17 protein-coding genes and 2 tRNA genes are annotated in these 26304 nt (G+C 67.6%); 17 read left to right on the top strand and 2 right to left on the bottom strand.

Annotation, left to right across the window (positions count from 1 at the left end):
• Positions 1-3 precede the first annotated feature (3 nt).
• From HDA39_RS19585 to HDA39_RS19550, 8 genes are all read left to right on the top strand, one after another.
• Positions 4-249 (top strand): hypothetical protein, encoded by a 246-nt coding sequence (locus HDA39_RS19585; RefSeq protein WP_184797026.1) that lies wholly within the window; start codon positions 4-6, stop codon positions 247-249.
• Positions 246-1283, top strand: coding sequence for a PDZ domain-containing protein (locus HDA39_RS19580; RefSeq protein WP_184797023.1), 1038 nt, complete (start codon positions 246-248; stop codon positions 1281-1283). Before HDA39_RS19585 ends, HDA39_RS19580 begins: the two co-directional genes overlap by 4 nt.
• On the top strand, positions 1271-1837 hold the full coding sequence (locus HDA39_RS19575) for a PPA1309 family protein (RefSeq protein ID WP_184797021.1): 567 nt from the start codon (positions 1271-1273) through the stop codon (positions 1835-1837). Before HDA39_RS19580 ends, HDA39_RS19575 begins: the two co-directional genes overlap by 13 nt.
• A gap of 3 nt (positions 1838-1840) precedes the next feature.
• Positions 1841-4819 (top strand): UPF0182 family membrane protein, encoded by a 2979-nt coding sequence (locus tag HDA39_RS19570; protein ID WP_184797019.1) that lies wholly within the window; start codon positions 1841-1843, stop codon positions 4817-4819.
• 106 nt (positions 4820-4925) lie between these two features.
• A complete protein-coding gene (locus HDA39_RS19565) occupies positions 4926-5375 on the top strand; it encodes a hypothetical protein (RefSeq protein ID WP_184797017.1) in 450 nt (149 codons plus the stop codon).
• A gap of 107 nt (positions 5376-5482) precedes the next feature.
• Positions 5483-5559, top strand: a tRNA-Met gene (locus HDA39_RS19560).
• 642 nt (positions 5560-6201) lie between these two features.
• The gene (locus HDA39_RS19555) at positions 6202-6873 is read left to right on the top strand and encodes a hypothetical protein (protein WP_184797015.1); all 672 of its coding nucleotides are present in this window, start codon (positions 6202-6204) and stop codon (positions 6871-6873) included.
• Entirely contained in the window at positions 6873-7745 is an 873-nt protein-coding gene (locus HDA39_RS19550) for a hypothetical protein (RefSeq protein ID WP_184797013.1), read from the top strand. The genes HDA39_RS19555 and HDA39_RS19550 overlap by 1 nt, the downstream gene beginning before the upstream one ends.
• Before the next feature lie 53 nt (positions 7746-7798).
• Here HDA39_RS19550 and HDA39_RS19545 read toward each other — a convergent pair whose 3' ends face one another.
• On the bottom strand, positions 7799-8287 hold the full coding sequence (locus HDA39_RS19545) for an NlpC/P60 family protein (RefSeq protein WP_184797011.1): 489 nt from the start codon (positions 8285-8287) through the stop codon (positions 7799-7801).
• Between the two features lie 176 nt (positions 8288-8463).
• Between HDA39_RS19545 and HDA39_RS19540 the strand changes: the two genes are divergently transcribed.
• The 9 genes from HDA39_RS19540 (at position 8464) to HDA39_RS19500 (ending at position 17009) form a co-directional block, all read left to right on the top strand.
• Positions 8464-8537: transfer RNA gene (locus HDA39_RS19540), tRNA-Met, on the top strand.
• A 368-nt stretch (positions 8538-8905) separates the two neighbouring features.
• Positions 8906-10354, top strand: a complete 1449-nt coding sequence (gene tcuA / locus HDA39_RS19535; RefSeq protein ID WP_184797009.1) for an FAD-dependent tricarballylate dehydrogenase TcuA — start codon at positions 8906-8908, stop codon at positions 10352-10354.
• A gap of 132 nt (positions 10355-10486) precedes the next feature.
• Complete coding sequence (locus tag HDA39_RS19530; RefSeq protein WP_184797007.1) at positions 10487-11797, top strand: lysine N(6)-hydroxylase/L-ornithine N(5)-oxygenase family protein; 1311 nt, start codon at positions 10487-10489, stop codon at positions 11795-11797.
• A 21-nt stretch (positions 11798-11818) separates the two neighbouring features.
• On the top strand, positions 11819-12055 hold the full coding sequence (locus HDA39_RS19525) for an MbtH family protein (protein WP_184797005.1): 237 nt from the start codon (positions 11819-11821) through the stop codon (positions 12053-12055).
• Positions 12056-12069: 14 nt separating this feature from the next.
• A complete protein-coding gene (gene panD / locus HDA39_RS19520) occupies positions 12070-12483 on the top strand; it encodes an aspartate 1-decarboxylase (protein WP_184797003.1) in 414 nt (137 codons plus the stop codon).
• Between the two features lie 47 nt (positions 12484-12530).
• The gene (gene dapB / locus HDA39_RS19515) at positions 12531-13277 is read left to right on the top strand and encodes a 4-hydroxy-tetrahydrodipicolinate reductase (RefSeq protein WP_184797000.1); all 747 of its coding nucleotides are present in this window, start codon (positions 12531-12533) and stop codon (positions 13275-13277) included.
• Between the two features lie 39 nt (positions 13278-13316).
• Entirely contained in the window at positions 13317-14165 is an 849-nt protein-coding gene (locus tag HDA39_RS19510; RefSeq protein WP_184796998.1) for an alpha/beta fold hydrolase, read from the top strand.
• A complete protein-coding gene (locus tag HDA39_RS19505) occupies positions 14162-15787 on the top strand; it encodes a (2,3-dihydroxybenzoyl)adenylate synthase (RefSeq protein WP_184796996.1) in 1626 nt (541 codons plus the stop codon). Before HDA39_RS19510 ends, HDA39_RS19505 begins: the two co-directional genes overlap by 4 nt.
• Positions 15788-15791: 4 nt before the next feature.
• On the top strand, positions 15792-17009 hold the full coding sequence (locus HDA39_RS19500) for an FAD-dependent oxidoreductase (protein WP_184796994.1): 1218 nt from the start codon (positions 15792-15794) through the stop codon (positions 17007-17009).
• On the opposite strand, the gene HDA39_RS19495 is transcribed toward HDA39_RS19500, so the two are convergent.
• On the bottom strand, positions 17002-26160 hold the full coding sequence (locus HDA39_RS19495) for an amino acid adenylation domain-containing protein (RefSeq protein ID WP_337925803.1): 9159 nt from the start codon (positions 26158-26160) through the stop codon (positions 17002-17004). The two genes, HDA39_RS19500 and HDA39_RS19495, sit on opposite strands and share 8 nt — an antisense overlap.
• Positions 26161-26304: the final 144 nt, after the last annotated feature.

Genomic DNA, 26304 nt, shown 5'->3' with positions numbered 1-26304 from the left:
CGGATGAGGGTCCTGGCCTGGCTGGCGTTCCCGCTGGCCGCGACCGTCCTGGCGATGGGCTGGGCGGCCTGGCGCGGGCGCAGGCGCGGCTCCCGGCGTACCGGTGGAGCCTTCGCCTCGGTCGAGGACTTCCGCCGCTTCACCGACGCGCTCGCCGCTCCCGGCCCCCGGGCCACTCCCGCCCGGCGCCCAGGGCTGCGCGGTTTCTTCCACAAGTCCACTGTTCAGGGGCAAAGGCAGGGTTCGTGACACGTCGTACCGCCACGCTGGTCACCGCCATCATCGTGCTCGTCTTCTCGCTCGGACTGGTCACGGTGTTCCCGGTGCCGTTCGTGTCGTTCAGCCCGGGCCCGGTGAAGGACACGCTCGGCACGGCCAACGGCAAGGCGGTGATCGACGTCACCGGCCACGAGGTCTTCCCGACCACCGGCCAGCTGGACCTGACCACGGTCTCGGTCACCTCGCCGGACCGCGACCTGACGCTGCCGCAGGCGATGCGCAACTGGCTCGACCCGCACCACGACCTGTTCCCGCGCGACATCATCTACCCGCCCGAGCAGAGCGCGGACCAGGTGGAGGAGCAGAACACGGCCGAGATGACCGGCTCGCAGGACAGCGCGGTCGCCGCCGCGCTGCAGGCCGCCAAGGTGCCGTTCCACCCGAAGGTCTCGTCGGTGTCGAAGGACAGCCCGGCCGACGGCAAGCTCAAGCCCGGTGACGTCGTGCTGAAGGTCGGCGGCGTGGCCGCAACCCAGGTCCCGCAGGTCGGCGAGCTGGTCCGCAAGAACAAGGTCGGCGCGGACGTCAGCTTCCTGATCCGCCGCGGCGGCGCCGAGCAGACCGTGGTGGTCAAGGCCGCCGCGACGCCCGGCGACGAGACCCGGCCGATGGTCGGCATCACGATCGGCGTCGACTCGCCGGTCAAGGTGAGCGTCAACCTCGGCCAGGACATCGGCGGACCGAGCGCCGGTACGGCGTTCGCCCTGGCCATCTACGACAAGCTGACGCCGGGCCCGCTGCTGGCCGGCCGGCACGTGGCCGGCACCGGCACCATCGACGCGCTCGGCCAGGTCGGCGCGATCGGCGGCATCCAGCAGAAGATCGCCGGCGCCAAGAACGACGGTGCCACGGTCTTCCTGGTCCCGGCCCCGAACTGCGAAGCCGCCCTGCACGCCGGCGTGGACGGCATCCAGCTGGTGAAGATCAGCACCCTGAACGACGCCATCGGCGCCCTGAAGGCACTGTCCGCCGGAACTGGAGACGTCCCCGCATGCACGCGATAGACAACCTGCCCGCCGACGCGCTCAGCCGAGCGGTGGTGGAGATCGAGAAGCACGTCAGCAGCGCCGGCTGGGACCAGCCCGCGCAGCTGTTCGCGCTGGTGGCCACCAAGGAGCTGCTGGCCGCCGAGCCGCAGCTGGCGGCCGAGCTCGGCGCCGACGACGCGGCCCAGCCGCTGACGCCGGTGGCCCAGGGCGAGCTGCCCGGCGGGGTCGACGACAGCGACCTGGCCGACGTACTGGGTCAGATCGAGTGGCCCGACGGAGTGTCCGGCTGCGCGCTGGCGCTCGAGCGCGTCGTACTGCCGGCCTCGGTCGAGTCGGGTCTGTCCGAGGCCGAGTCCGACGCCGAGCTGGCCCGGATGGCCGGCAGCGACCCGCGCCGGCACGAGGTGCGGATGGTGGCCGCCGTACTGCGTGACGGCGAGCAGTTCGGCGCCGTCCGGCTCCGTACGCACGACGAAGACAGTGCCGTCCTGACCGGCATCGACTTGGTTCCTACCCTCTGCCAAGTACTGTCACTGACATTCGAGCCTTCCAGCGGCGAGGAGAAGTAAGCCATGAGCGACGGCGTTTACGACATGCCGGAGGAGCCGCGGCGTTCGCGGCGAACTCCCGGCCAACGCCCCAAGGCGTTGCTGCCAACGATCGCCACGCTGGTCGTGCTGCTCATTCTTTTCAGCGTCTTCACCGACGTCTGGACGCAGCGGCTGTGGTACCGCTCGGTCGACCTGAGTTCGGTCTTCAGCACCGTGCTCGGCACCCGGGTGCTGCTGTTCGTCGTCGTCGGTCTGCTGATGGCGGCCGCCGTCGTGGCCAACGTCATCGTCGCGTACCGGACCAGGCCGCGGGTCGCCCTCGCTCCGTCGCCCAGCCCGGGCTTCGAGCGGTACGGCGAGCTCCTGCAGTCGCGCGGCAAGATCGCGGTCGGGGTGCTCGGCACGCTGATGCTGGTCTTCGGCGGCTCCGCGGCGTCGGGGGAGTGGAAGGTCTTCCTGGCCTGGCGCAACCGCACGCCGTTCGGGGTGACCGACAAGCACTTCAACATGGACATCGCGTTCTTCGTCTTCGACTACCCGTGGCTGCGCGTCCTGCTCGGCTTCGGCTACTCGATCGTCCTGCTGTCGCTGGTCGCCGCGATCATCACCCACTACCTGTACGGCGGCTTCCGCCCGTCCGCGAAGGGGCAGAAGGCCTCCGGCGCGGCGCAGGTGCAGTTCTCCGTGCTGCTCGGTCTGCTGGTCCTGCTCAAGGCGTTCAGCTACTGGCTCGACCGGTACGGCCTGACGACGTCCGACAGCCGCCTGTTCACCGGTATCTCCTACACCGGTGACAACGCGGTCCTACCGAGCAAGGAGATCCTGGCGGTCATCGCGCTACTCTGCGCCGGGTTGTTCTTCGCGAACGTCGTCCGGCGGACGTGGCTGCTGCCGGGAGTCGGGACCGTCGTCCTGATCCTGTCCGCCGTCCTGCTCGGTGCACTCTGGCCTGCGGCGCTGCAGCAGCTCAGGGTCCGCCCGAGCGAGCCGGTCCGCGAGGCGCCGTACATCACCAAGAACATCGAGGCCACCCAGCAGGCGTACGGGCTGGAGAACGCCAAGGTCGAGAACTACGCGGCCAAGACCAACCCGGACGTGACCGCCGCGGAGCTGCGCTCCGACGCCGACGTCCTGCCCGGGATCCGGCTGATCGACCCGAGCGTGGTCGGCCCGACGTTCGAGCAGCTGCAGCAGGTCCGTGGCTTCTACTCGTTCCCGACCGATCTCGACGTCGACCGGTACAAGATCGGCAACGAGACCCGCGACACCGTGATCGCGGTCCGCGAGGTGCAGGTCGACCGGCTCCCGGCCGGCCAGCGCAACTGGAACAACGACCACACCGTGTACACCCACGGCTACGGCGTCGTCGCGGCGAACGGCAACCAGAAGGCCGCCGACGGTTCGCCGGTCTTCTCGTCCAAGGACCTGCCGCCGACCGGCGACCTCGGCGAGTACGAGCCGCGGATCTACTTCGGTGAGCAGTCCCCGGACTACTCGGTCGTCGGTGCGCCCAAGGGCGCTCCCTCGGTCGAGCTGGACACCCCGGAGGGCAAGAGCGGCGGCGACCCGACGCTGAACACCTACGAGGGCAAGGGCGGCGTCCAGATCGGGTCGTTCTTCAACCGGTTGCTGTACGCCACCAAGTTCCGCGACGCGAACCTGCTGCTGTCCCAGCGCGTCAACGAAGAGTCGAAGATCCTGTACGACCGCAACCCGCGCGAGCGGGTCGAGAAGGCCGCGCCGTGGCTGACCCCGGACGGCGACCCGTACCCGGCCGTCGTGGACGGCCAGGTGGTCTGGATCGTCGACGGCTACACCACCTCGGCGAACTACCCGTACTCGCAGAAGGTCGCGCTCGACGACAGCACCCGGGACACCACCACCGGGCGCGGGGCGGTCGCGACCCAGCCGAGCGAGGAGATCAACTACATCCGCAACTCGGTCAAGGCCGTCGTCAACGCGTACGACGGTTCGGTCGAGCTGTACGCCTGGGACGAGAAGGACCCGGTGCTGAAGACCTGGATGAAGGCGTTCCCGGACACCGTCAAGCCGCGGTCGGAGATCTCGCCGGCGCTGATGTCGCACCTGCGCTACCCCGAGGACATCTTCAAGGTGCAGCGCGACCTGCTGGCCAAGTACCACGTGGACGACGCCGGCACCTGGTACCAGAACAGCGACCTGTGGCGCGTCCCGGCCGACCCGACCGGCTCCGGCACGGCGGACTCGCCGGCGCAGAACCAGCCGCCCTTCTACCTGTCGCTGCGGATGCCCGGGCAGGACTCGCCGAAGTTCTCGCTCACCTCGGTCTACGTGCCGAACGCGGAACGGGAGAACCTGACCGCCTTCATGGCCGTCGACGCGGAGGCGTCGTCACCGGACTACGGGCAGTTCAGGATCCTGCGACTACCAGGGAACGTGCAGATCCCAGGTCCTGGTCAGGTCTACAACAAGTTCCAGACCGACGAGGGGATCAGACAGGCGCTGCTCCCGATCAACCAGCCGAGCAGCGGCGCGCGGGCTCAGTACGGAAACCTGCTGACGTTGCCGCTGGGTGGCGGTCTGCTCTACGTGCAGCCGGTGTACTCGGTGCGGACGTCGGGTGCGGGTAGTTACCCGGTCCTGCGGTACGTGCTGGTGTCGTTCGGTGACCGGGTCGCCTTCGGTGGCTCACTGTCGGAGGCGCTCACCAAGGTGTTCAACACCTCGGTGAACACGCCTGACGACCAGACACCCGACGACCCGAACCCGCCGCAGCAGCCACCGGCGAACCAGACGATCAAACAGGCGCTGGCGGATGCGGACAAGGCGTTCACCGACGCCGACGCGGCGCTGAAGCGCGGCGACCTGAGCGCCTACCAAGCGAACGTCAAGAAGGCGGAGGCGGCGGTGGCCAGGGCGGTCGCGGCCGGTGCACTGTTGCCGAACCCGACGACAACGCCGACACCGACGCCGACAGCCCCACCGACGCCGACCAGTCCACCGACGTCACCGACCGGCTGAGCCCCTGGAACGGCGGCCTTCCCCCTGGGGGAGGCCGCCGTTCTCCTTTGTCCACAGCTCTTTTTCCGTTGCTCTGCACCGGGTACTTTCCCGGCATGTTCTAGGCATGATCTGTCTCGTCGTGATCGCCCTGTTCGCCGCTTTGTTCCCCCCACCGGAGGTGTGCACCTTGGACGGCTTCACCATCACCCACGTCCCCGCAAACGTCGGCACCTCGTCCGACTTCGAGTACGAGTGGGAGGAGGTGACGTTCCACAGCCGGGTCTGGGAGACCACGGCCGGCGACGCGACCACCGTCGACCTCAGCCTGAAAACCATCCGCGGCGACCGCATCGCCGACGTGGAGTCTCTCCGCGAGTTCCTCACCGAGTACCACGAGAAGGACCCCGCGACCTGGGAGCTGACCCCCCAACGCATCGGCTCGTACGGCGGCTATGTGACGGACGGCCAGGCCTTCTACTTCGTCGAACCAGGCCTGGCCGCCGAGCTCACCATCGATCGCTCGCGGTTTCCCCAGGAAGCGCTACTGGCCACCGCGGAAGGCTTCCACCCCTAGGAGCCGGTCGGCGGGTGTCACCGCTGGACGCCGGGAGCCCCCAAATCCCTCCCGCCCCGATTTGGTTCTGCGTGCCCTCATCCCCTAAGCTCAAGACACGACAACGGCGCGGGGTGGAGCAGCTCGGTAGCTCGCTGGGCTCATAACCCAGAGGTCGCAGGTTCAAATCCTGCCCCCGCTACCAGGAAAGACCCTCTGACTTGGGGAAATCGACCGGTCAGAGGGTCTTTGTCATTTCTGCTCGACGGAGCTGCGGCCGGTTCGCATTCTTGATCTGTCGGGGGAAATCCCAGTGAATTCGTCCGAATTCCCGGACGAGCACACTGGGTCCGGTAACGCCATGACCAATTGTTTGTTCAACCGTGAGGGTACGGGCGCGATCTGGTGCACCAAGCGCAGTGCTGACGGCGCCGGAACCAGCCTGGCAGTGGGGTGCGCGGACAACCGCGCGTCCCACCGTCCCGGGGCCAAGCCGACCGGACCAGCGGCGTTTCCGTGTGGCGTGCAACATTCGGAGGGGTCACCTGTCTGTTGAACAGATGGTTCTGCCAGGACCACGTTCACGACAGGAGAGCCCAGAGTGTTCAGACGATCCGCGGTACTCATCGCCTTGGTGCTGTTGGGGGCGGGCCTGACGGGAGTGGCCACCGCCACGCCGCCGCCGGCCGACGATTCGCCGGCCGGCGCTGCCGCGGCGCGGCCGTCGCCTCCGGCCGAGGCGCGGGTCATCCGCCAGGTCCCCGCGACCGGTGGTGCCGCCGGCCGACCGGCCAAGCCACGCTCGGTCGCCGTTCTCCACGGCCGCGGTGCCGGCGACAAGGACAGAGTGTGGCTGGACGGCGTACAAACAACCGGGAGCAAACCCGCCCCGCCCAAGGACGGCCAGGATTTCTTGCTGACCCTGCGGCAGATCGGGCCCGACGGCACACCGAGTGTGTCCGCGGCCGGCACGATCTTCGGTGTCGGCAACGGACTGGTGGAATCCATCACCGGCACCGCGCAGGTTCGCCTGCCACAAGGTGAGTACGCCGTATCGAGCAGTCAGATCGTCGATCAGCCCGATGGCGTCGGGCAGGACGCCTATGAGTTGACCCAACCGGTCGTCGAACTGACCAAGGACTCCACGGTCGTTCTGGACGCCCGTACCGCCCGTCAGGTCACCGTACGGTCATCGGCCCGTCCTGAGGCCCGGTCGAGGCTGCTGGCCGTTGGCCACGACCGTCGAAGTGCGGACGGCGCGAACTCGTTCAGCCGCGTTGTCATGGCCGAGCCGGCCGATCGGTTGTTCACCGCGCAGCAAGGCCCGGCCGCGGGGCCGGACGAGCTGACCGGTCACGCGGTCGCCTATCTGATTGCTCCAGGCACCAACACGCCCTACCTCTACGCAACGGCCGACCGGCGCGCAGGGGCGTTCTACACGGGTTGCGCCGCGTCGTCAAAGATCGGGACCTGGGGATCGTCGAGAGGAGTTTCAACGCGACGTCGAAGCGGCAGGTGATGACCAGCCTGATCCCGACGCTGCCCGGCGTCTCCCGTCAGTGGGTCACGACCGTACGCTTCGACACCCCGGCCACCACCCGAATGCTGTTCGAGCCAGGGTACGCGTGGGAGACCGAAGTGTCCGAGATCGAGCCCGGCCCGGACCCGAACGACACGTGGCCGCTGGAAGTCACGCAAGCTGTGGACTCACCGACCCGGTACGCCGCCGGCCGAACGTACCGGGACCGCTGGAACGCGGCAGCCCTGGTACCGGCCCCCGCGATCGCGGAACGGGCCGGGGACGATCTGCAACTCGCCTTCTCCCCTCACCTCGATGCCGACGGGCACGGGTGGTTCACGGTCACACCGGACAGCGCGGCGGGCAAGCTGTACCGGGACGGCAAGCTGCTCGCCGAATCCTCCGACTTCGGGTACGTCGAAGTGGGCGACGTACCGGCGGCCCCGGCGCGCTATCGGTTCGAGACCTCGATGACCCGATCGGTGTCCGAGTTGAGTACCCGGATCGACGTGACGACGACGTTCACGTCGGCCGGGGGCGACCGGGAGCAGTTCCCGCTGCGAGCCGTCCGCTACCTGCCGGACGTGGACGCCCGCAACACGGTCAAGCGGGCTCCGGTCACCGTGCTTCCTGTCCTGGTGCAGGGACTTCCAGGGCAGCGGCTGCCCGCCGTGCAGAGGCTCGAGGTACAGGTGTCAGGTGACGGTGGTGCGAGCTGGCGGCCGGCCCGGGTGGTCCACGACGGAGTGGACAAGTACCGGGCGGTGTTCCCGACCCCGGCGGGGCAGACGGTGTCACTGCGGGCTCACTTGGTGGACAGGGCAGGTAACAGCACTGATCAGACCGTGGTGGGCGCGTACAAGGTTCGCTGAGGACACCAGTGTCTGACCAGGTCCAGGTCCGGCTGTTGCCGTGGGCATCTACATCAGAAGTTGGGCTGTGCCCACCCCAGGTAGTTGGAGAAGTAGGGCAGCGTGGCCTTACCGATTTTGCCGTTGACGCTGGTGGCCCAGAACTTGCCGTCCCCGGTGGCGATGCCGACGTGGCCGTAGGCACTGATGTTCCAGAACACCAGGGCACCCTTGGGCGGGTTCCGGTCACCACGATGAGCGGCGCCTCGGTTGACCGCCGCGTTCCAGTTGGCGATGGCCGACGCGTAGATCCCGGTGGTGCCGTAGGCGTTCTCGACTGCTTTCTCGCAGTAGCCCTGGTACGCCGTCGAGCCCTGGCGGGCGGCGAACCAGGCGATCGCGTTGTCGGCGCGGGATTGTGGGCCGGCGGTCGCATCGGTGACGGCTGGTGCGGGCGACGCTGAGGCGGGACCGGTGGACACGGCCGCGCCGCCGGCGACGACGGTGGCGATCGCGACGGCTGACGCCAGCTGGTTGAGCAGACGAGATGACAAGAGCTTCATGGTGTTCGCCTTTCGCTGGACTGACGCTGGACGGCGGTAGTGGTGCGTTGCGGCTCAGCCAAGCAGAGCGTGATCGTGTTGTCGCAGTGGGCAACCGGGCGCTACGGCCCCCAGGCCTCCAGGCCCGATTTGGGCGCGCGGCGGGAATGATCTAAACTCATCGAGTAACAAAGCGGCGCGGGGTGGAGCAGCTCGGTAGCTCGCTGGGCTCATAACCCAGAGGTCGCAGGTTCAAATCCTGCCCCCGCTACTGTGGAAGGCCCGGATCATCGGATCCGGGCCTTCGCCTTTTCCTGGGTGCTCTGGCCTGCGGTTCGTTCAGGCGGCCCACGCTCCGTGCGGAGGGGCTGGCGATTCCGTTGCGCACGGCATCGATCGGTTGCTGGATGCTGTCGAGGACGACGTCCAGCCCGCCGTACTGCGCGACGCCTTGGCCTGCCGGCGACGTGTCTATCAGCGGCCGTCGACGCAGAGCAGCGGGCGCACGCTCGCTCGCCCGGCTCGGCACGGGAGTGGTCCACGCCACAAGACCATTCAGTTTAGGTAAGGCTAAGCTAATCGCTGCAGACTGAGCGGCTCGGTTGCCGAGGAGTGTAGTTGTCGGTGGGGGAGGTGGACATGCGCGATCCGGAGGTTGTGGTCGTGGGCGGCGGAAATGCCGGTTACTGCGCGGCGCACGCCGCGGCCGAGCGGGGGCGGCGCGTCGTACTGCTCGAGAAGGCGCCGCGGGCCCATGCCGGTGGGAACAGCTACTACACGCTGGGGTCGACCCGGATGGTGCACGACGGGCTCGATGACCTGCTCGACGTCCTCGAGCCTGATGAGCGTCACGCGCGGACCGAGGTTCCGTCGTACTCGGCGGCGGAGTTCCTGGCCGACCTGGAGCGGGTCACCGGGGGACGCGGCGACAAGGAACTCGCCGAGGCGGTCGTCGACGGCTCGCGGGACGCTGTCCGCTGGCTGCACGGGTTGGGACTGCGATTCCAGTTGATGTACGAGCGGCAGGCTCACGAGAGTCCCGAAGGGACCTTCGTGTTCTGGGGTGGATCGCACGTGAGCAACGTCGACGGCGGTCCCGGGCTGATGGCGGTCCACGAGCGGATCGCATCGCGACTCGGAGTCGAGGTGCAGTACGACTGCCCGGTCACCGGGCTGATGACTGACGGTGGTTCGGTCGTCGGCGTTCGGATCGGTGACCAGGAGCTTCCGGCGGAGTCGGTGGTGATCGCCAGTGGCGGTTTCGAGGCGAACGCGGAATGGCGTCAGCGCTACCTGGGAGACGGCTGGCAGCACGCGAAGGTGCGCGGTACGCCGTACAACACCGGTGACCTGATCAGTGCGGCGCTGGAGATCGGTGCGGATCGTGGAGGTGACTGGTCGACGTGCCACAGCGTTCCGTGGGACGCGTCATTCCCCGAGAACGAGAGCAATCGTGCCCTGACGAACCGGCTCAGCCGGTACGGCTATCCGCTCGGCATCGTGGTCAACCGCCGGGGTCAACGGTTCCTCGACGAAGGCGCTGACTTTCGCAACTACACGTACGCGAAGTACGGCAAGGTGATCCTCGAGCAGCCGGGGTCGGTGGCGTTCCAGGTCTTCGACGCGCAGTCGCGCTCGATGCTGGCGGCGTACGAGTACGAGATGCCCGGGATCGTCCCGGTGGTCGCCGACAGCATCGAAGAACTCGCCGCGGCCCTGGAGATCGATGTCGACGGATTCGTGCGGACGGTGCGGGAGTTCAACTCGTCGATCGACACCAGTCGTCCGCTCGATCCGACGGTCAAGGACGGCCGCAGCGCATCGGTGGAGCCGGTCAAGAGCAACTGGGCCTCGGCGGTCGAGGTGCCGCCGTACTCCGCGTACCCGGTGACGTGCGGAATCAGCTTCACCTTCGGTGGCCTGCGCGGTGACGTCGACGGCCGGGTGCTCGATCGGGCCGACGTGCCCATCCCCGGACTCTTCGCGTGCGGTGAAACGCTCGGGGGGCTGTTCAGCGGGAACTACCCGACGGGCGCCGGCCTGACCGCGGGCATGGTGATCGGGCGACGCGCGGGCTCGCTCGCGTGAGCAGCGGCGTCCGCCAACTGTGGTTAGGCTTACCTAAGTCGCGGTGCTATTGTCATCGCTCGATGAGGGATGGCCGGTCAGTACGCCGTTCGTTCGCGACCTGTGGCAAGAGGGGCCGATAGCCGGATGACGATGGATGAGTTGAGTGGTGAGGTCGACGTTCTGGGGATCGGATTCGGGCCGTCGAACCTGAGTCTGGCGATCGCGATCGAGGAGCTGAACGATCGTCGTGGGGCCGGCCGGCCGCTGACGGCGCGGTTCGTCGACGTCCGGCCGCGGTTCGGGTGGCACGACGGGATGTTGTTGCCGGGCACAACCATGCAGATCAGCTTCCTGAAGGATCTGGTCTCGCTGCGGACCCCGACCAGTCCGTTCACGTTCCTGAACTACCTGCAGGAGCAGGGGCGGCTGTCCGACTTCATCAACCTCAAGACGTTCTTCCCGACCAGGCGTGAGTTCCACGGGTACCTGAGCTGGGCCGCGAGCCGGATCGGCCTGCCGGTCTCCTACGGTACGAGGGCGACCCGTATCGACTGGAGCGACGGCAGGTTCGAGGTCGCGCTCGAGTCCGTGGCCGACGGCTCGGAGGTGACGAGGGTCGCGGCCCGCCATGTCGTGATCGGTTCCGGGATCCGTCCGGTGCTGCCGGAGGGGGTCGTGCCGGGCCCCCGGGTGTTCCACAACCATCAGCTGCTGGACCGGCTCGCCGGACTGCCCTCGCGGCCGCACGGCCGGTTCCTCGTCGTAGGGTCCGGGCAGAGCGCCGCGGAGGTCGCTGCGTACCTGCACGACTCGTATCCCGACGCGGAGGTGCACGCGTCGTTCCGCCGGTTCGGCTACTCCCCGTCCGATGACACGCCCTACGCCAACCGCATCTTCGATCCGGAGGCGGTCGACGAGTTCTTCACCGCGCCGCCCGAGCTCAAGCAGCAGCTGCTGGACTCTCACTGGCAGACCAACTACTCCGCTGTCGACGCCGACCTGATCAGGGATCTCTTCCGGCGCGAGTACGACGAAAGCACGCGGGGTGTGCGCCGGCTGGTCGTGCACAACGTCACCGGCATCGAGCGGCTGAGCGAGAGTGCCGACGGGGTCACGGCGACGATCCGTGACCTGGGAGACCGGGGCAGCACCACGCTCGAGGTCGACGCTGCCGTCTTCGCCACCGGGTTCCGCCCTGCAGACACGCGCAGCATGCTCGGGCCGAGCATCGACGGGTCGTCCTCGTTCGAGGGGGAGCGCCCGATTGTCGAGCGGGACTACCGGCTGCGGCTGCCCAGCGTTCCCGAACGGATCTTCCTCAACGGCGGGGTCCAGCACAGTCACGGGTTGACCTCGTCCCTGCTGTCGAACGTCGCGGTCCGCGCCGCCGACATTCTGCGGGCGATCACCGACGAGCAGCCCGCGACGCAGCCCGATCACCACGCCACCCAGCAGCGCTAGGAACGACGAGGAGCAGCACCGATGGCCCAGAACCCGTTCGACGACGACAACGGTTCCTTCTACGCGCTGACCAACCACGAGGAGCAGCACTCGTTGTGGCCGACGTTCAAGCCGGTCCCGACCGGCTGGAGCATCGCGTACGGCGAACCCGCCGGCCGGCCGCGCCAGGAAGTCCTCGACTGGATCGACGAGCACTGGACCGACATCCGCCCGAAGTCGTTGCGCGACCACATTTCCCAGTACACCTCCAACAACTGATAGAGGAGCCCCACATGCTTCGCGAAGTCCTGGGCGGAAAAATCCACCGCGCCACTGTCACCCAGGCCGACCTGCACTACGTCGGATCGCTGACACTCGATGTAGAGCTCGCGCAGGCCGCCGGCCTGATGGAGGGCGAGAAAGTGCAGGTCGTCGACATCACCAACGGGGCCCGCCTCGAGACCTACATCATCAACGGGCCGGCCGGAAGTGGCGAGATCTGCATCAACGGCGCCGCGGCCCATCTCGTCCACCCCGGTGACCTGGTGATCATCATGTCCTTCGTGCAGGCCGAGGAGTCCGAGCTGATCGGCTACCAGCCCAAGGTCGTCCACGTCGACGGCGCCAACCGCATCATTGCCTTGGGCAACGACCTCGCCGAGCCCGTTCCAGGGGCGGACGACCAGCTGTCTGCTCGCCTGGCGTGAGACCCAGGACACTGGGCCGCGCGATCAAGTTAGGTTAGGCTACCCATATGACTCGTATTGCTGTGGTGGGCGCCCGCGGGCGCATGGGCGTGGCGTCCGTCCGCGCCATTGAGGCCAGCTCCGATCTGACCATGGTGGCCGAGATCGACATCGACGACGACGTCCAGGGCATCGTCGACCACAACGCCGAGGTCGTGCTCGTGTGGTCGCCGCCGGACGTTGCCCACGAGCAGGTCCAGTGGTGCATCAAGCACGGGATCCACGTGGTGGTGGGGACGTCCGGTTTCGACGAGCAGGCGGTGGAGCAGATCCGCGCCGCGCTGGTCGACCACAGTGACGTCAACGTGTTCGTCGTTCCGAACTTCTCGGTCGGTGCGGTGCTGCTGACCAAGTTCGCCACCCAGGCCGCCCCGTTCTTCGAGTCGGTCGAGATCGTCGAGATGCATCACCCGGGCAAGGTGGACGCGCCCTCGGGAACGGCCCTGCACACGGCCGAGTTGATCGGTCGCGCTCGCGCCGCGGCGGGCTGTGCCCCGTCACCCGACGCCACCTACCTCGACCCGCACGGCGCGCGCGGCGGGCGGATCGAGGGAGTCGGTGTCCACTCGGTCCGGGTTCGTGGATTCATGTCGTCGCAAGAGGTGCTGTTCGGGGTCGACGGCGAGATTCTGAAGCTGCGCTACGACTCCGTGACCCGCGAGTCCCTGATGCCCGGCGTGCTCACCGCGCTGCGTGCCGTCCCGACGCTCACCGGAGTGACGGTCGGGCTCGACGCCGTACTGAGCCTGGGCTGACCCACAGGCATCAGCCCGACCAGTGAAGAGGGAGTGCTGATGCCGGTCCTGCCGGTCGGCGGCCTGGAGCTGAGGTACGACGTGGCTGGCGACGGCGACCTCGTCGTCCTCGTGATGGGCACCGGCGCGAAGGGCAACGTGTGGACCTTGCACCAGGTCCCGGCGCTGGTCGGCGCCGGGTACCGGGTGGCGACCTTCGACGCCCGCGGGATCAGCCCGATGCCTCGGCAGGCAGACACCGACTTCCCCCGGATGACGATCGACGACCTGGTCGACGATGTCGCCCAGCTGATCGAGCACCTCGGTGGTCCCGCGCACGTGGTCGGAACGTCGCTGGGCGCGCGCGTCGTACAAGAGCTGGCGCTGAGTCGCCCGGAGCTCGTACGGCGAGTGGTGGCGATGGCGGCGCACGGGCGCCTCGGCGAGGTGAACCGGCGCCTGACCGCCGGCGAGCGACAGCTGTTCGACACGTCCGTGGCGTTGCCGGCCGAGTACAAGGCCGCACTCGACGCGATCGTGAACCTGTCTCCCGCGACCTTGAACGATCCCGCCAAGGCACGGGACTGGCTCGATGTCCTGGCCTACTCGGCGGGACCGATGGATTCCGGCAAACGCGGTCAGCTCGAGGTGTCCGCCCAGCTCGAGAACCGGCTCGCGGCGTACGAGGCGATCGCGAGGCCGCTGCTCGTCCTCGGCTTCGCCGACGACCGGCTGATCCCGCCCTACCTGTGCCGCGAGGTCGCCGACGCCGTACCGGGCGCGCAGTACGCCGAGATCCCCGACGCCGGCCACTTCGGCTACCTCGAGCAGCCGCAGAAGGTCAACCAGTTGATCCTCGACTTCCTGGCCGAGCGGCCAGGGAGACATCCCCTCGAAGGAAACCCATGAGCATCGAACCGCTGGCCCTCGACGGGGTCGTCCCGTTTCCGCCGGAGACGGCAGCCGAGTACCTCGCCCAGGGATACTGGCGCGATCAGACGCTTCCGGAGCTGCTGTTCGCCACCGCGGAGCGCTGTCCCGACAAGCTCGCCGTCATCGACCGCAAGGCCGAGTTGAGCTATGCGCAGCTCACGGACGAGGTGCTGCGCCTCGCGGCAGGCCTGCAGGACCTGGGGCTGAACCGTGGCGACCGGGTGGTGGTCCATCTGCCGAACATCTACGAGTACATCGCCTTCGTCTTCGCCCTGTGGGAGATCGGGGCGGTTCCGATCGTCGCTCCCGTCGCGCACCGGCGGGCCGAGATCGAGCACTTCATCGAGATCGGCGAGGCGCGGGCCTACATCACGGTCGCCTCGGACAGCGGCACCGATCTCGCGGCGATGGCCGCCAACCTGAAGCAGCGCTGGCCCCAGCTGGAGCACACCGTCGTCCTCGAACGTGATGGCGGCGGCGCCGAGTACGAGGCGTTGCAGTCGAAAGGATCGCTCGAGCACGTCCGCCGGTGCAGCCCGCAGGACGTCGCGCTGCTGCAGATGTCAGGCGGTACGACGGGCGTTCCGAAGCTGATGCCGCACACTCACCAGACGTACGGCTACGCCCTGCGGCGAAGTGTCGGGGAACGCGGCATCACCGAGCGCACCGTGCATCTGCTGGTGATCCCGATCTGCCACAGCATGTCGACGCGTTCGCCCGGGTTCCTCGGTGCGTTCAGCGTGGGCGCCACCATCGTGATCGCACCGAACGGCAGTCCCGACACGGCGTTCCCGCTGATCGAGAAGCACGGGGTGACCCGCGTTTCGCTGGTCCCTCCGATCCTGCTGGCCTGGCTGAACTCCTCGCTGCGGAAGTCCTACGACCTGTCCAGCTTGAAGGTGCTCATGTGCGGCGGCGCGAAACTGGTCGAAGCGGTGGCGAGCCGGGTCGAGCCGGAGTTCGGCGTACAGCTGTCGCAGAGCTTCGGGATGGGCGAGGGCCTGGTCGTCAGCAATCCTGCCGACGTCGATCGGGCCACCAGCGTGCGCTACCAGGGCATCCCGGCCTCGGCGGCCGACGAGATCCAGGTCATCGACGACGAGGGGAACGACGTACCACCCGGCGCACCTGGTCACTTGCTGACCCGCGGACCGTCGGTGATCCGCGGCTACTACCGCAACCCCGAGCAGAACGCGCTGGCGTTCACCAGCGACGGTTTCTACCGCACCGGTGACATCGTCGAGCGCGACGAGCGCGGATTCATCCGGGTCGTCGGCCGGTCGAAGGACCAGATCAACCGCGGCGGCGAGAAGATCGCGCCCGAGGAGCTGGAGAACGCGCTGCTCACGCACGCCGGCGTCCACAACGTCTCCGTCGTCGGCATCGACGACGACGTACTCGGTGAACGAGTCAAGGCCTACCTGATTCCCCGGTCGCCGGAGAGCGCGGCCGAGCTCGCCTTGGGCAAACTGCGCCAGTTCCTGCGCGACAAGGGCCTCGCCACGTTCAAGCTTCCCGACGTCGTGGAGGTCGTCGACGAGTTCCCGTACACGGCGGTCGGCAAGGTCAGCAAGCGTCTGCAGCGTGAGCTGAACTAGACGCATGCCGACCGAGAAGACACGTGTCCTCATCGTGGGCGCGGGCCCCGTCGGCATGGTCTGCGCGCTGGCGCTGAACCGGCGGGGCATTCCGGTGACCGTCGTCGAGTCGGAGCCGGCACCGGTGAAGGACCAGCGCGCGGCGACCATCCATCCGAGCACCCTGGAGATGCTCGACGACCTGGGCGTCACCGAGAGGATCCGGGACCACAGCCTGCTCTCGAGCACCTATCGCTTCCACGACCGGCCGACCGGCGAGGTCGTGGCGGAGTTCGATCTCGGCCGACTCGAGGAGCTCCGGTTCCCGTACGTCCTGCAGTACGAGCAGTACAAACTGACCGCCGCCATCGCCGAGGAGTACGCGGGCGAGTCCGACTTCGACGTACGGTTCTCCCACACGCTGACCGGTCTGACCGAGACCGCGAACGGCATCGAGGTGGAGTACACCTCACCCGCGGGCACCGAACGGATGTCGGTGGCCTATGTCGTCGGCTGTGACGGTGGCCGGTCGACGGTGCGCAAGCTCGCCGGGATCGAGTTCGAAGGATTCACCTACCAGGAGCGGTTCATCAAGATTGCGACCAGCGTCGACCTCAGGACCATCAAGCCGGAGCTGTCGTTCCGCAACTACTTCTCCGACCCCGACGAGTGGGCCAACGTGTTCAAGGTCCGCGGAGAATCCGCCGCGGGGCTCTGGCGGGTGATTCTGCCGATCGGCCACGCCGAGGACGACGCCACCGCCTTGTCGCCGGCCCGCGTCGAGCAACGGCTGCAGAAGTTCCTCCCGAAGGCCGGCCCGTACCACGTCGAGTACATCAACGTGTACGGCGTCAATCAGCGCGTGGCCGCGACCTTCCGGCAGGGACGCATCCTGCTCGCCGGTGACAGCGCGCACGTCAACAACCCGATCGGCGGCATGGGCATGAACGGCGGGATCCATGACGCCATCAACCTGACGGACAAGCTCGCGGCGGTGATCACCGGTCAGGCCGGCGACGACGTGCTCGACCTGTACAGCCGCCAGCGTCGCCATGCCGCGGTGAACTACGTCCAGGCCCAGACGATCGCCAACAAGCGGCTGCTGGAGGAACGCGATCCCGAGGTACGGCGCCAGAACTTCGACGCCTTGCGCCGCACCGCCGAGAATCTCGACACGGCCCGCGCCTACATGCGGCGCGCGGCCTTGTTCGACAGCCTCCAGGACGCCGCCGCCATCACCTGACCAGCAACGTCGTGAGTCGCGGGCCCCATTTCGGGAGACCGGAATCGGGCTCGACGATGGACTGGTGGTCTTCGTCCTCGGCGACGAAGAACGAGTAGTTGGTCAGATAACCGTCCCAGCCCAGCGCGTCCTCCCGACCCAGCTCCGCCACTCGGGGGGTGTGAGTCGCGTCCGAAGCGATCACGAGCGCCTCGACGTCGAGACGGCCCCGTGTCGGAGCGGCCGTCATGGCATCGCACCGCAGGCCGGCCGTCTCGACTGCCTTCAGCTGCTTCGCGTCGGCGAGCAACTCGTTGAACGCCTCTTCACCGAAGGCCTTCAGCATCTCCTCGCGCATCGAATCGCCGGTTCCCGGTCGTACGGCGCGCTCCGTCGAGTCTTCCGACCCGGCCGGCATGGCGTCCACGATCACCAGGGTTTCGACGCGCTCGCCGCGGGCGAGGAGCTGACGCGCCACGGCGAACATGATGTGTCCGCCGTACGACCAGCCCAGCAGTTCGTACGGGCCGGTCGGCTGCAGCCCCTGGATGACGTCGGCATAGGCCGACGCGAGGGCCTCGAGATCATCGAACTCGAGGTCCAGGCCGACGATCGCCGGGTCGTCGATGCCGACCAGTCCGACCCCGTGCGGCAGGTAGCTCGACAGTTCCGCGTACATGAACGAGGCGCCGAACTTCGGGTGCGCGCAGAACACGTTGCGGCCGTTCAGGGACGGCACGAAGCGGGTCGCGATCGCGGTGATGTCCACCTCGGGCTCGGCATCCTGCAGCTTCGCGTCGACCACCGAGCTCAGCTCGCCGATCGTCGACGCGGTGATGACGTCCCGCATCGCTACGGCTACGGGGAACGTGCGGTTCATCTTCGAGGCAAGCCGCATGGCCGCGAGCGAGTGCCCGCCCAGCCGGAAGAAGTCGCTGGCCGCGCCCAGGAGCAGTTCCTCATCGAGGTCGAGCACCTCACGGAAGATCGCGGCCAGCGCCAATTCCGTGGCCGACTCGAGGGCCCGGCCCGCGCCGACTCCGGACGCGGCGACGTCAGCCGGCGGCAACGCCCGGCGATCCAGCTTCCCGGTCGGGGTGAGGGGGAAGGAGTCCACCACGACCAGGGCTGCCGGGACCATGTAGTCAGGCAGGTACTTGGCCAGGTGGTGACGCAGCGACTCGCTGATGTCGTGGTCCGCGGTGGTGCTGTAGTAGGCCGCCAGTTGCAGCCCTGTGGAGTGCTCGAAGGCGACCACTTCGGCGCGCGTCACCTCGGGGAACTCCTGGACGACGTCGCGGATCTCGTCCGGTTCGATGCGGTACCCGCGAATCTTGATCTGCTCGTCGGCGCGACCGAGGAAGCCGATCATCCCGTCGTCGTTCCACCGGGCGAGATCGCCGGTGCGGTACATGCGTTCGGCCGGCTCCCAGGGGCAGGCGACAAAACGTTCGGCGGTCAGCGCGGATTGACCCCAGTACCCGCGCGCGGTTCCCTCACCGGCGAGGTAGAGCTCGCCCGCGACACCGGGAAGGGCAGGCTGCAGGTTCTCGTCGAGGATGTAGGCCCGCGTGTTGAAGATCGGCGTACCGACACTCGATGTGGTGCTGTCGGCCAGATCGGCACCGAGGGCGTTGATCGTGTACTCGGTCGGTCCGTACAGGTTGTACGACTCGACTCCGGGTGCGTCGCGCAGCTGTTGCCACAACCGGTCCGGCACGGCCTCGCCGCCAAGGGAGACGAAGACGACACCGGCCGCATCGGAAGCCACGGACCGTCCGGCCGGCCGGTCTCGCTCGAGCAGCCCTTCCTCGACCAGCAGTTGCCCGTACGACGGGGTCACGTCGAACCCGTCCATGCACACCTCGTCGTAGTGAGCCAGCAGCCGCTGATGGTCGCGGCGCATCTCCTCGTCGATGACGTGCACCTCGTGCCCGTTCAGGAGCCAGAACAGCTGCTCCCAGGAGGCGTCGAAAGAGAAGGAGGTCGTGTGTGCGATCTTCATCCGGCGCCCGCGCTGGTGGTCCACCACCCGGTCGAAGATCTTCTCGACGTGGTTGACGTACATGTTGGTCAGTCCGCGGTAGCCGACGGCGACGCCCTTGGGCCGTCCGGTGGTTCCGGAGGTGAAGATGATGTAGGCGAGGTTGTCGAGCGAGATCTGCCCGCCGCGTTCGGCTGCCGTGATGGGATCTGTCGCCAGCTGTGCGAGGCGATCCAGCGTCGTCGGGGAGTCCAGGTCGATCACCGTGCCGACGGCGCCGGTGAGCCGATCCACGTCGCGGCCGGTCACCAGCGTGACGGTCGGTTCAGCGATCTCGACCATGTAGCCGATGCGTTCGTCCGGCAGTTCGGCGTCCACCGGGACGTAGGCAGCGCCGATGGCGAACACCGCGAACATCGCGATGACCGTACGCTCGTCGCGCGGCAGCAGCAGTGCGACCCGATGCTCCGGGCGCACGCCCGCTTCCAGGAGCAGGCGGGCGTAGCGATTCACCGCAGCGAAGAACTCCCCGAAGGTGAAGTGCTGATCTCCGGCGACCAGCGCCGTTTCCGACCCGGACAGCAGCACCTGCCGGTGCAGCAGCTCGGCGACCGTGACCGGCTCGATCTCGCGGACGAGATCAGCGGCGATTCCCGTGTGCGGGGTGGTCTCGTCCGGCAACAGGGCGGACAACGTACCAACGGGCTCGTCAAGCCGGCGGGTGAGAGCAACGAGGACCTGGACGTAGCGCTTGAGCAACAGCTCCGCGGCCGGGGCATCGAAAACGTCCTGGCGGTACGACAGGCGCACGTGCACGGTCGCCGAACCGTCGCGTTCCTCCGGGTCGATCGCGAACGTCACCGGGTAGTGGGTCGAGTCGTCGACCTTCGCGCCGACGACCTTCAGCCCGGCGGTGTCCGACCCGTCCGTCGTACCGAGTGGCACGTTCTGGACGACGAACAGCGTGTCGAACAGAACGGGAACGCCGGCGTTGGTCTGGATCTGGGTCAGCGCGGCCTGCGGATGGTCGATGACGAGCAACTGGTCGGCCTGGACCCGGGCGAGGAGCTGCCGATTCGTCGCGAACGGCGGCAGCTGCACCCGCATCGGAACGGTGTTGAACAGCAGCCCGATGATGCGGTCGGCGTCGGGCAGCAGCGGCGGCCGACCGGAAACGGTGTTGCCGAAGACGACGTCGTTGCTGCCGGTGAGCCGGCTGAGCGCGATTCCCCAGGCGGTCTGCAGCAAGGTGCCCACCGTGACCTTGGCATCGCGTGCGCTCCCGAACACCATCGCGGCCTCTGCCGGGCTGAGGTCGAGGTGAAGTTCACCGGTCTTGCCCTGGGCGTCACCGGCGTCGACGAAGTCCGGGCACAGCAACGTCGGACCGGTCAGCTCCGCAAGGTAGCCGTCCCAGGCGCGGTAGGCGGCGTCGGGATCCTGGTCGTCGACCCAGTCCAGGTAGGAGCGGAACGACGCCGGTCGCACCCGATCGGCGTACCCGTCATCGGCGTAGATGCTGAGGATCTCCGCGAGGATCGCGTTGATGGACCAGCCGTCCAGCAGGATGTGCTCGAAGCTCATCACCACCGTCCACGCCTGGTGGTCGTGTTCGAGCAGGGTGAATCGGATCAGCGGCGGCGTCTGGAAGTCGAACGGCTCACCGCGCTCGGCCGCCAGGAACTGCTCCACATCGATTCCGAGGCCACCCCACTCGTCCAAGCGGATGACCCGCACCGGGACCTCGACACCGGACGGGATCACCTGGACATCGCCGGGAGGGACGAACGCTGCCTGGAGGTTGGGGTACCTCTTCATCGCACTGGCGATGGAAGCCTTCATCCGCCCGGGATCGAGATCTCCCGCGATCTGCCGGAGGATCTGCGAGACGTAGGTGTTGTGGTCGTCGGACTCCTGGGACCGCAGCAGGTGGTAGAACAGTCCGCGCTGCAACGGGGCCAGCGGAAGGATCTGGGCGTCCTGCCCGTAGCGGGCCCGGATGGATTCTTCTTCGGCGGGCGTCAACGTGACCCGGTCGGCGCGCCGCAGAGTGAAGGCCTCTCGACGCTCGTTGCCGGAGGCAGGGATTCCGGCTGCGCCGATTTCTTCGGTGATGGCGCCGGCCAGTGCCTCCGTGTCGACCTGCGCCGACTCCACCCACACGCGGACTGAGCCGTCCGCGACGAGGACGTGAATGCCGAGCCCGTCCTCTGGTGCCTCGGTGATCAACTCCGCCTGGCTGCGGAACACGCCTACGCGGATCGAAGGGATCGGAACATCGTCGAAGAAGCGGCCGAACCGGGGGTGTCCGGCTAGCGCGGTGTACTCGGCCGCTCGTTCCGGGCTCAGGCCGGTATCAGGAAGCACCACAGGGAACTTGCGCGTCAGCAAAGGACCGTCAGATTCGTGGAGCTCCACCAGCAAGTCGGCCTCGCCCAAGGCCTTGGCCACGGCCGTCAGCACAATGGATCGCAGGGAGGTCTCGTTCGCGGAGGAAGCCGCTGGTCCAGTCGTGACACCAGCGAGCTGATCGACCCAGTCCTCCCAGAACGGATCGTCGAGGATCGCCGTCAGTTCGTCGTCACTGTAGTCAGCCGTCGCCCGGGCGGACGGTACGACGACCATCGGGATCTTCGCCTGGTAGGCGGCGACCAACTCGGTGAGCTTCTCCCTGACTGCGTCCAGCAGCTCGGGGTTGTTGGTCTCGGCAACCAGTTCACCGGCGCCGTTGTCGCGGATCGCCAAGCGCAAGCCGAGGCCGACCTGATCGATCGCCGCCCGCCAGAGCGGAGCTGCACCGAGGTCGAAGTCCTCGAGAGGCACACGGAATTGGCGAGTGTCACCGACGTCGACGGCACCGTCGCCGGCCCGAACGATCTGGGCGAGCTGCTTGACCGTCACCTCCGGGTGCCGCGCACCGAGCACCAGGAAGCGCGCGGTGTTCCGCAACAGGCGTGACGTGGTGTCCGCCGAGAACAGCTCGCGGGCCGCGTTCAGATTCATGCCGAACGCCCCGCTGTCGAGTCTTTCGATACTCGACACGAGATCGAACAGCGCAGGCTGAGCTGCCAGCGGGCCATCCGCAGTGGTCGACGCGTAGTTGGTGAGCGGCGGCGCCGTACCCAAGTCTCCACCGCGGTCCACGTAGGCGGCCATCACCTGGAACAGCGGACTGATCCCCACCCGCCGCGGCGGGTTCACCGCCTCGACGACGTGCTCGAACGGAACGAGCTTGTGGTCAGCGGCTTCGAGCATGCGATCGCGGCACCGCAGCAGCGTCTGCGCGAATCCGGTGTCAGCGTCGATATCGGCGCGTACGACGACGGTGTTCACGAAGTAGCCGATGAGGTCCTGCAACTCGGGCTGGTCGCGCAAACTGGCTGGGGTGCCGACAGGTACAGCTTCGCCGGCCCCTTCGTCCCAGAGCGCCAACGAGAACGCCGCGATCAACGCCTGCAGCGGGGTTGCCTTGTGCTCGACCAGCAGTTCGTCGACGGTGGCGGTCTCATCGCTGGTGAGGGAGGTGGTCGCAGGTCGGATGGTTCGTCCGTCGGATCCGTCCCGGGACTGGTCGAGGGGGAGGGCGGTTTCCGTCGGGAGATCCGACAGCACGTCCTGCCAGTACTGCAGGTCCGCTTGGTAGCGGGACTCCGGGTCCTTCCGGTTTCCCAGCACGTGCCGCTGCCAGACCGCGAAGTCGGCGTACTGCGTCGGCAACGGCGCGACCGCGGCGGAAGTGCCAGTGGCTGCTTCGAGGTAGAACTCGTTCAGCTCATGAATGAGGGTCCCGAAGGAATCCGCGTCGGTGACGATGTGATGTCCGTAGGCCACCAGCACGTCGCCGTCGGAGTGGCGCAGCAGATGGAACTTCAGCCCGAACTCGGAGGTGAAGTCGAGTGGCAGTGCGGCAACCTGAGCGATCTTGTCGTCGAGCAGCCCGGGACCGACGTGTTCGACCTCCAGGACCTTGGCGTCCTCGTCGGGTGCCGGGTGGATGACCTGAAGCAGCGATGAGGCCTCCTCGTCCGGGACGAGGACGGTGCGCAAGATCTGGTGCCGAGCGACGATCCGGCGTATCGCCGTGGCCAGAGCGTCCAGATCGAGGTGCGCGCCTGCTTGCAGCACGACCTCGGTCCGGTAGATCGGACGCCCGGCGATCTGCTCGGTGAACCAGAGTGCTTGCTGGCCGTAGGAAACGGGCAGGAGGTCGGGGCGTGGTAGGTCGCCGATGCGCGTGGCGGGTGTTCCGGTAGCTGTGGTGTTGTCGGCGATGCGGGCGAGCTCGCTGATGCGGGGGTGGTCGAAGACATCGCGCAGTGTCAACGCGGTGTCGAGCAGGGCATTGGCCCGTGCGACGACGCGTGCGGCGAGCAGTGAGTGGCCGCCGAGGCGGAAGAAGTCACTGTCGACGCCGAGATCGTTGTCGAGGTGGAGTACGTCGCGGAAGATGCCGGCGAGGGCGATCTCGGTGCCGGTTTCCGGCGTCCGGCCGCCAGCTGTGCCTGCGGCCAGGTCCGGTTGCGGCAGCGCGCGGCGGTCGAGCTTCCCGTTGGCTGTCACGGGGAATCGGTCCAGGCGGGTGAACGTGGTGGGAACCATGTAGTCCGGCATGGACTGTGCGACCTGCTCGCGCAGTACGTCGAACAGCGCGGCGTCCTTGGCCTCCGTGGTGACGTAGGCCGCGAGATACTTGCCGCCGGCCGGGTGGTCGAAGGTGGCGATCGCTGCGCCCGTGACCCGTGAGTGCTGTTCGAGGACAGCGCGGATCTCGGCGGGCTCGATCCGGTACCCGCGGATCTTCACCTGGTCGTCGCTGCGGCCGAGGTAGTCCAGTTGTCCTTGGGCGTTCCACCGGACGACATCGCCGGTGCGGTACAACCGCGTGCCGTCGTCAGCGGCGACGAATCGGTCGGCGGTTTGGGCCGCGCGAGCGACGTACCCGTCGGCGAGTTGTACTCCGCCGAGATAGAGCTCACCTGCGACACCGACCGGCACCGGACGCAACCAGGCATCGAGAACGCGCGCCGTGGTATTCGCTACGGGGACGCCGATGGGGGTGTTCTTGGTGTCGGTGATAGTGGCTGTTGTGCCGTCGCCGGTGACTTCGGTGGAGCCGTAGAAGTTGAGCAATTCTGCTTGCGGTGCGGCGGTTTGCATGGTGTTCGCGGTGCTCTGGGTGAGTGCTTCGCCGGAGGAGATCCAGTACCGGACCGAGGCCAGTGCGGCGATTGCGTCGTCGTGGCGGACCAGGACATCGGCGAGGCTGGGCACGGTCAGCAGGTGTGTGACGCGGTGCCGGGCGATGGTGGCGAGCAGTCCGGTTGGGTCTTGGGCGGTTTCTGTGGGGACAACGATTGTTCGGGTGCCGGCGATGAGGGGTCCGAACAGTTCGGTGACCGCGTCGACGAAGCCGACGCCGCTCTTGGAGAGTGCTACGTCGTCCGGCCCGTAGTTCAGGATTCGTTGACCCCAGGCGAGGCGGTTCACCAGCGCTCGGTGGGAGAGGACGACGCCTTTCGGGTTGCCGGTTGTTCCTGAGGTGAAAATGACGGCGGCGGCGTCGAGGTCGTTCAGGGGCCGGGCCAGGACCGGTGGGGTTTTCTCACCCTGGGGTTGCTGTACTTCGGTGATCACCGCGGCGGGTGCGGCGAGGTCGAGGATGTGTTTGATGCGTTCGGCAGGGTAGGCCGGGTCGATGGGTACGTAGGCCGCGCCTGCTCGCAGTACTGCGGCTAGTGCGACTACGAGGTCTACTGAGCGGGTCATGGTGACGGCGACTCGGTCGCCGACCTGTACGCCGTCGTCTACGAGCTGGTGGGCCAGTGCGTTGACCCGCGCATCGAGCTCGCCGTACGTGAGTTCGGTGCCGTCAGCAACGACCGCGACCACGTCCGGACCGGCCTGCACGCGGTCGCGCAGCAGTGCGTCCACCGTCACCGGTGCAACCTCGAGCGCCCACGACGGATCCGGCCCATCAGTACCAGGGGTGAATCCGGTACTCAGTTCGTGCAGGGTCTGCTCGTCGAGTGCGGCGGTGAGGAAGCGGCTGAACTGTTCGGCGTGCAGATGTGGGTCTTTGGTGGTGGAGCCTGCGGAGAGTTCTAGACGGAGTCCGATGTCAGGGCTGCGGTAGACGGCGAGGTCGAGTGAGCCGACCGGGCCGGTGCTGATCGTTTCGCTGTGGCCCAGGGCCGGTGTTGATTCGAAGAGCCTGATGTTGATCGTCGGGAGTGCGAGGAAGGACGCTTGGCCGCTGGGCCAGGCACGAGCGATCTGGTGATCTTCGACGGCCGCGTGACGCCGCGAGTTCTTCAACTGGTCCGCGACGATCTTCAGGACATCGGTGAAGGTGTAGTACGGGCTGAGCTCGGCGACCACCGGGACTGATCGTGAGAGCGCGCTGGGTGTTCTGAGCGACTCGCGGTCGTCGCGCAGCATCAGGGGAACGCGGACGGCCAGGTAGTCGCGGCTGTCGATCAGCGCGTTGTAGACGCCCCAGAAGGCGATCAGGGAGTCGGTCCACGAGACCCGTGCGGTGCGCGCGAACTGCTGGACCTTCGAGTACGTGTCGTCGGGGATCGGAACGACCACCGGCTGGGAGGAGGAGACGAAGGCGTCGGAGAGGTCTTCCGCGCCTTCGTGGCCGGCGTTGTCGATGCCGAGGACGCCGCTCCAGTAGGTGTCGTCGTCTTCAGCGGTGGTGCCGAGGACGTTCTTCAGGTCGCCGAACCAGCGGTCCGGGACCGGATCGCCGGCGTAGAGCTCGGCGACGCGGCGAACGAAGAGGGAGATGCTGTAGCCGTCGACGAGCAGGATGTTGGTGACCAGGATCCAGGCCCAGCGTCCGTCGTCGCGGCGGACGAGGGTTGAGGAGGTGGTCGGTTCCGCGGCTGCGGTGAGTTGTTCGCGGGCCATCGCCCGGATCCGGTCGTCGCTGTGGCCGGCGTCGACGATCTCGGTCGCCAGCGTGGTGGCGGTGTCGACGTACTGGAAAGGGACGCCTTCCTCGTCGCCGAAGCGGACCCGGAGCGCGTCGGTCTCGGAGAACGCAGTACTGACTGAAGAGGCGAAGACGGCCGGATCGATCGGGCCGTCCAGCCAGATCAGTTGGCCCGCGCTGAAGACCGACGACTCGGGAGCGAGGCTCCGTGCCACCCAGTTCCCTCGCTGGCTGGCAGTCAACTCCACGTGATCAAAAGCCGTCAACGGAGGCACATCCACTTCTCTCGAGACCGGGTCGAGCCACACTAATGAAGGTTAGGCTAACCTTTCAACGTGCCGCCGCCCATCTCACCGCCCACCCGACTGGACTCCGACCTCTCGGGGCTGGGC

The sequence above is a fragment of the Kribbella italica genome (genome assembly GCF_014205135.1).
Lineage (GTDB): Bacteria > Actinomycetota > Actinomycetes > Propionibacteriales > Kribbellaceae > Kribbella > Kribbella italica.
The sequence above is the reverse complement of the archived record's forward strand: the minus strand, read 5'-3'. Positions and strand labels throughout refer to the sequence as shown.

What these genes read in the sequence shown, in the direction of transcription:
- HDA39_RS19585 (WP_184797026.1), top strand. Translation starts at nt 4, where the DNA reads ATGAGGGTCCTGGCCTGGCTGGCGTTCCCGCTGGCCGCGACCGTCCTG.
- HDA39_RS19575 (WP_184797021.1), top strand. Translation starts at nt 1,271, where the DNA reads ATGCACGCGATAGACAACCTGCCCGCCGACGCGCTCAGCCGAGCGGTG.
- HDA39_RS19570 (WP_184797019.1), top strand. Translation starts at nt 1,841, where the DNA reads ATGAGCGACGGCGTTTACGACATGCCGGAGGAGCCGCGGCGTTCGCGG.
- HDA39_RS19565 (WP_184797017.1), top strand. Translation starts at nt 4,926, where the DNA reads ATGATCTGTCTCGTCGTGATCGCCCTGTTCGCCGCTTTGTTCCCCCCA.
- HDA39_RS19550 (WP_184797013.1), top strand. Translation starts at nt 6,873, where the DNA reads ATGACCAGCCTGATCCCGACGCTGCCCGGCGTCTCCCGTCAGTGGGTC.
- HDA39_RS19545 (WP_184797011.1), bottom strand. Translation starts at nt 8,287, where the DNA reads ATGAAGCTCTTGTCATCTCGTCTGCTCAACCAGCTGGCGTCAGCCGTC.
- tcuA (WP_184797009.1), top strand. Translation starts at nt 8,906, where the DNA reads ATGCGCGATCCGGAGGTTGTGGTCGTGGGCGGCGGAAATGCCGGTTAC.
- HDA39_RS19530 (WP_184797007.1), top strand. Translation starts at nt 10,487, where the DNA reads ATGGATGAGTTGAGTGGTGAGGTCGACGTTCTGGGGATCGGATTCGGG.
- HDA39_RS19525 (WP_184797005.1), top strand. Translation starts at nt 11,819, where the DNA reads ATGGCCCAGAACCCGTTCGACGACGACAACGGTTCCTTCTACGCGCTG.
- panD (WP_184797003.1), top strand. Translation starts at nt 12,070, where the DNA reads ATGCTTCGCGAAGTCCTGGGCGGAAAAATCCACCGCGCCACTGTCACC.
- dapB (WP_184797000.1), top strand. Translation starts at nt 12,531, where the DNA reads ATGACTCGTATTGCTGTGGTGGGCGCCCGCGGGCGCATGGGCGTGGCG.
- HDA39_RS19510 (WP_184796998.1), top strand. Translation starts at nt 13,317, where the DNA reads ATGCCGGTCCTGCCGGTCGGCGGCCTGGAGCTGAGGTACGACGTGGCT.
- HDA39_RS19505 (WP_184796996.1), top strand. Translation starts at nt 14,162, where the DNA reads ATGAGCATCGAACCGCTGGCCCTCGACGGGGTCGTCCCGTTTCCGCCG.
- HDA39_RS19500 (WP_184796994.1), top strand. Translation starts at nt 15,792, where the DNA reads ATGCCGACCGAGAAGACACGTGTCCTCATCGTGGGCGCGGGCCCCGTC.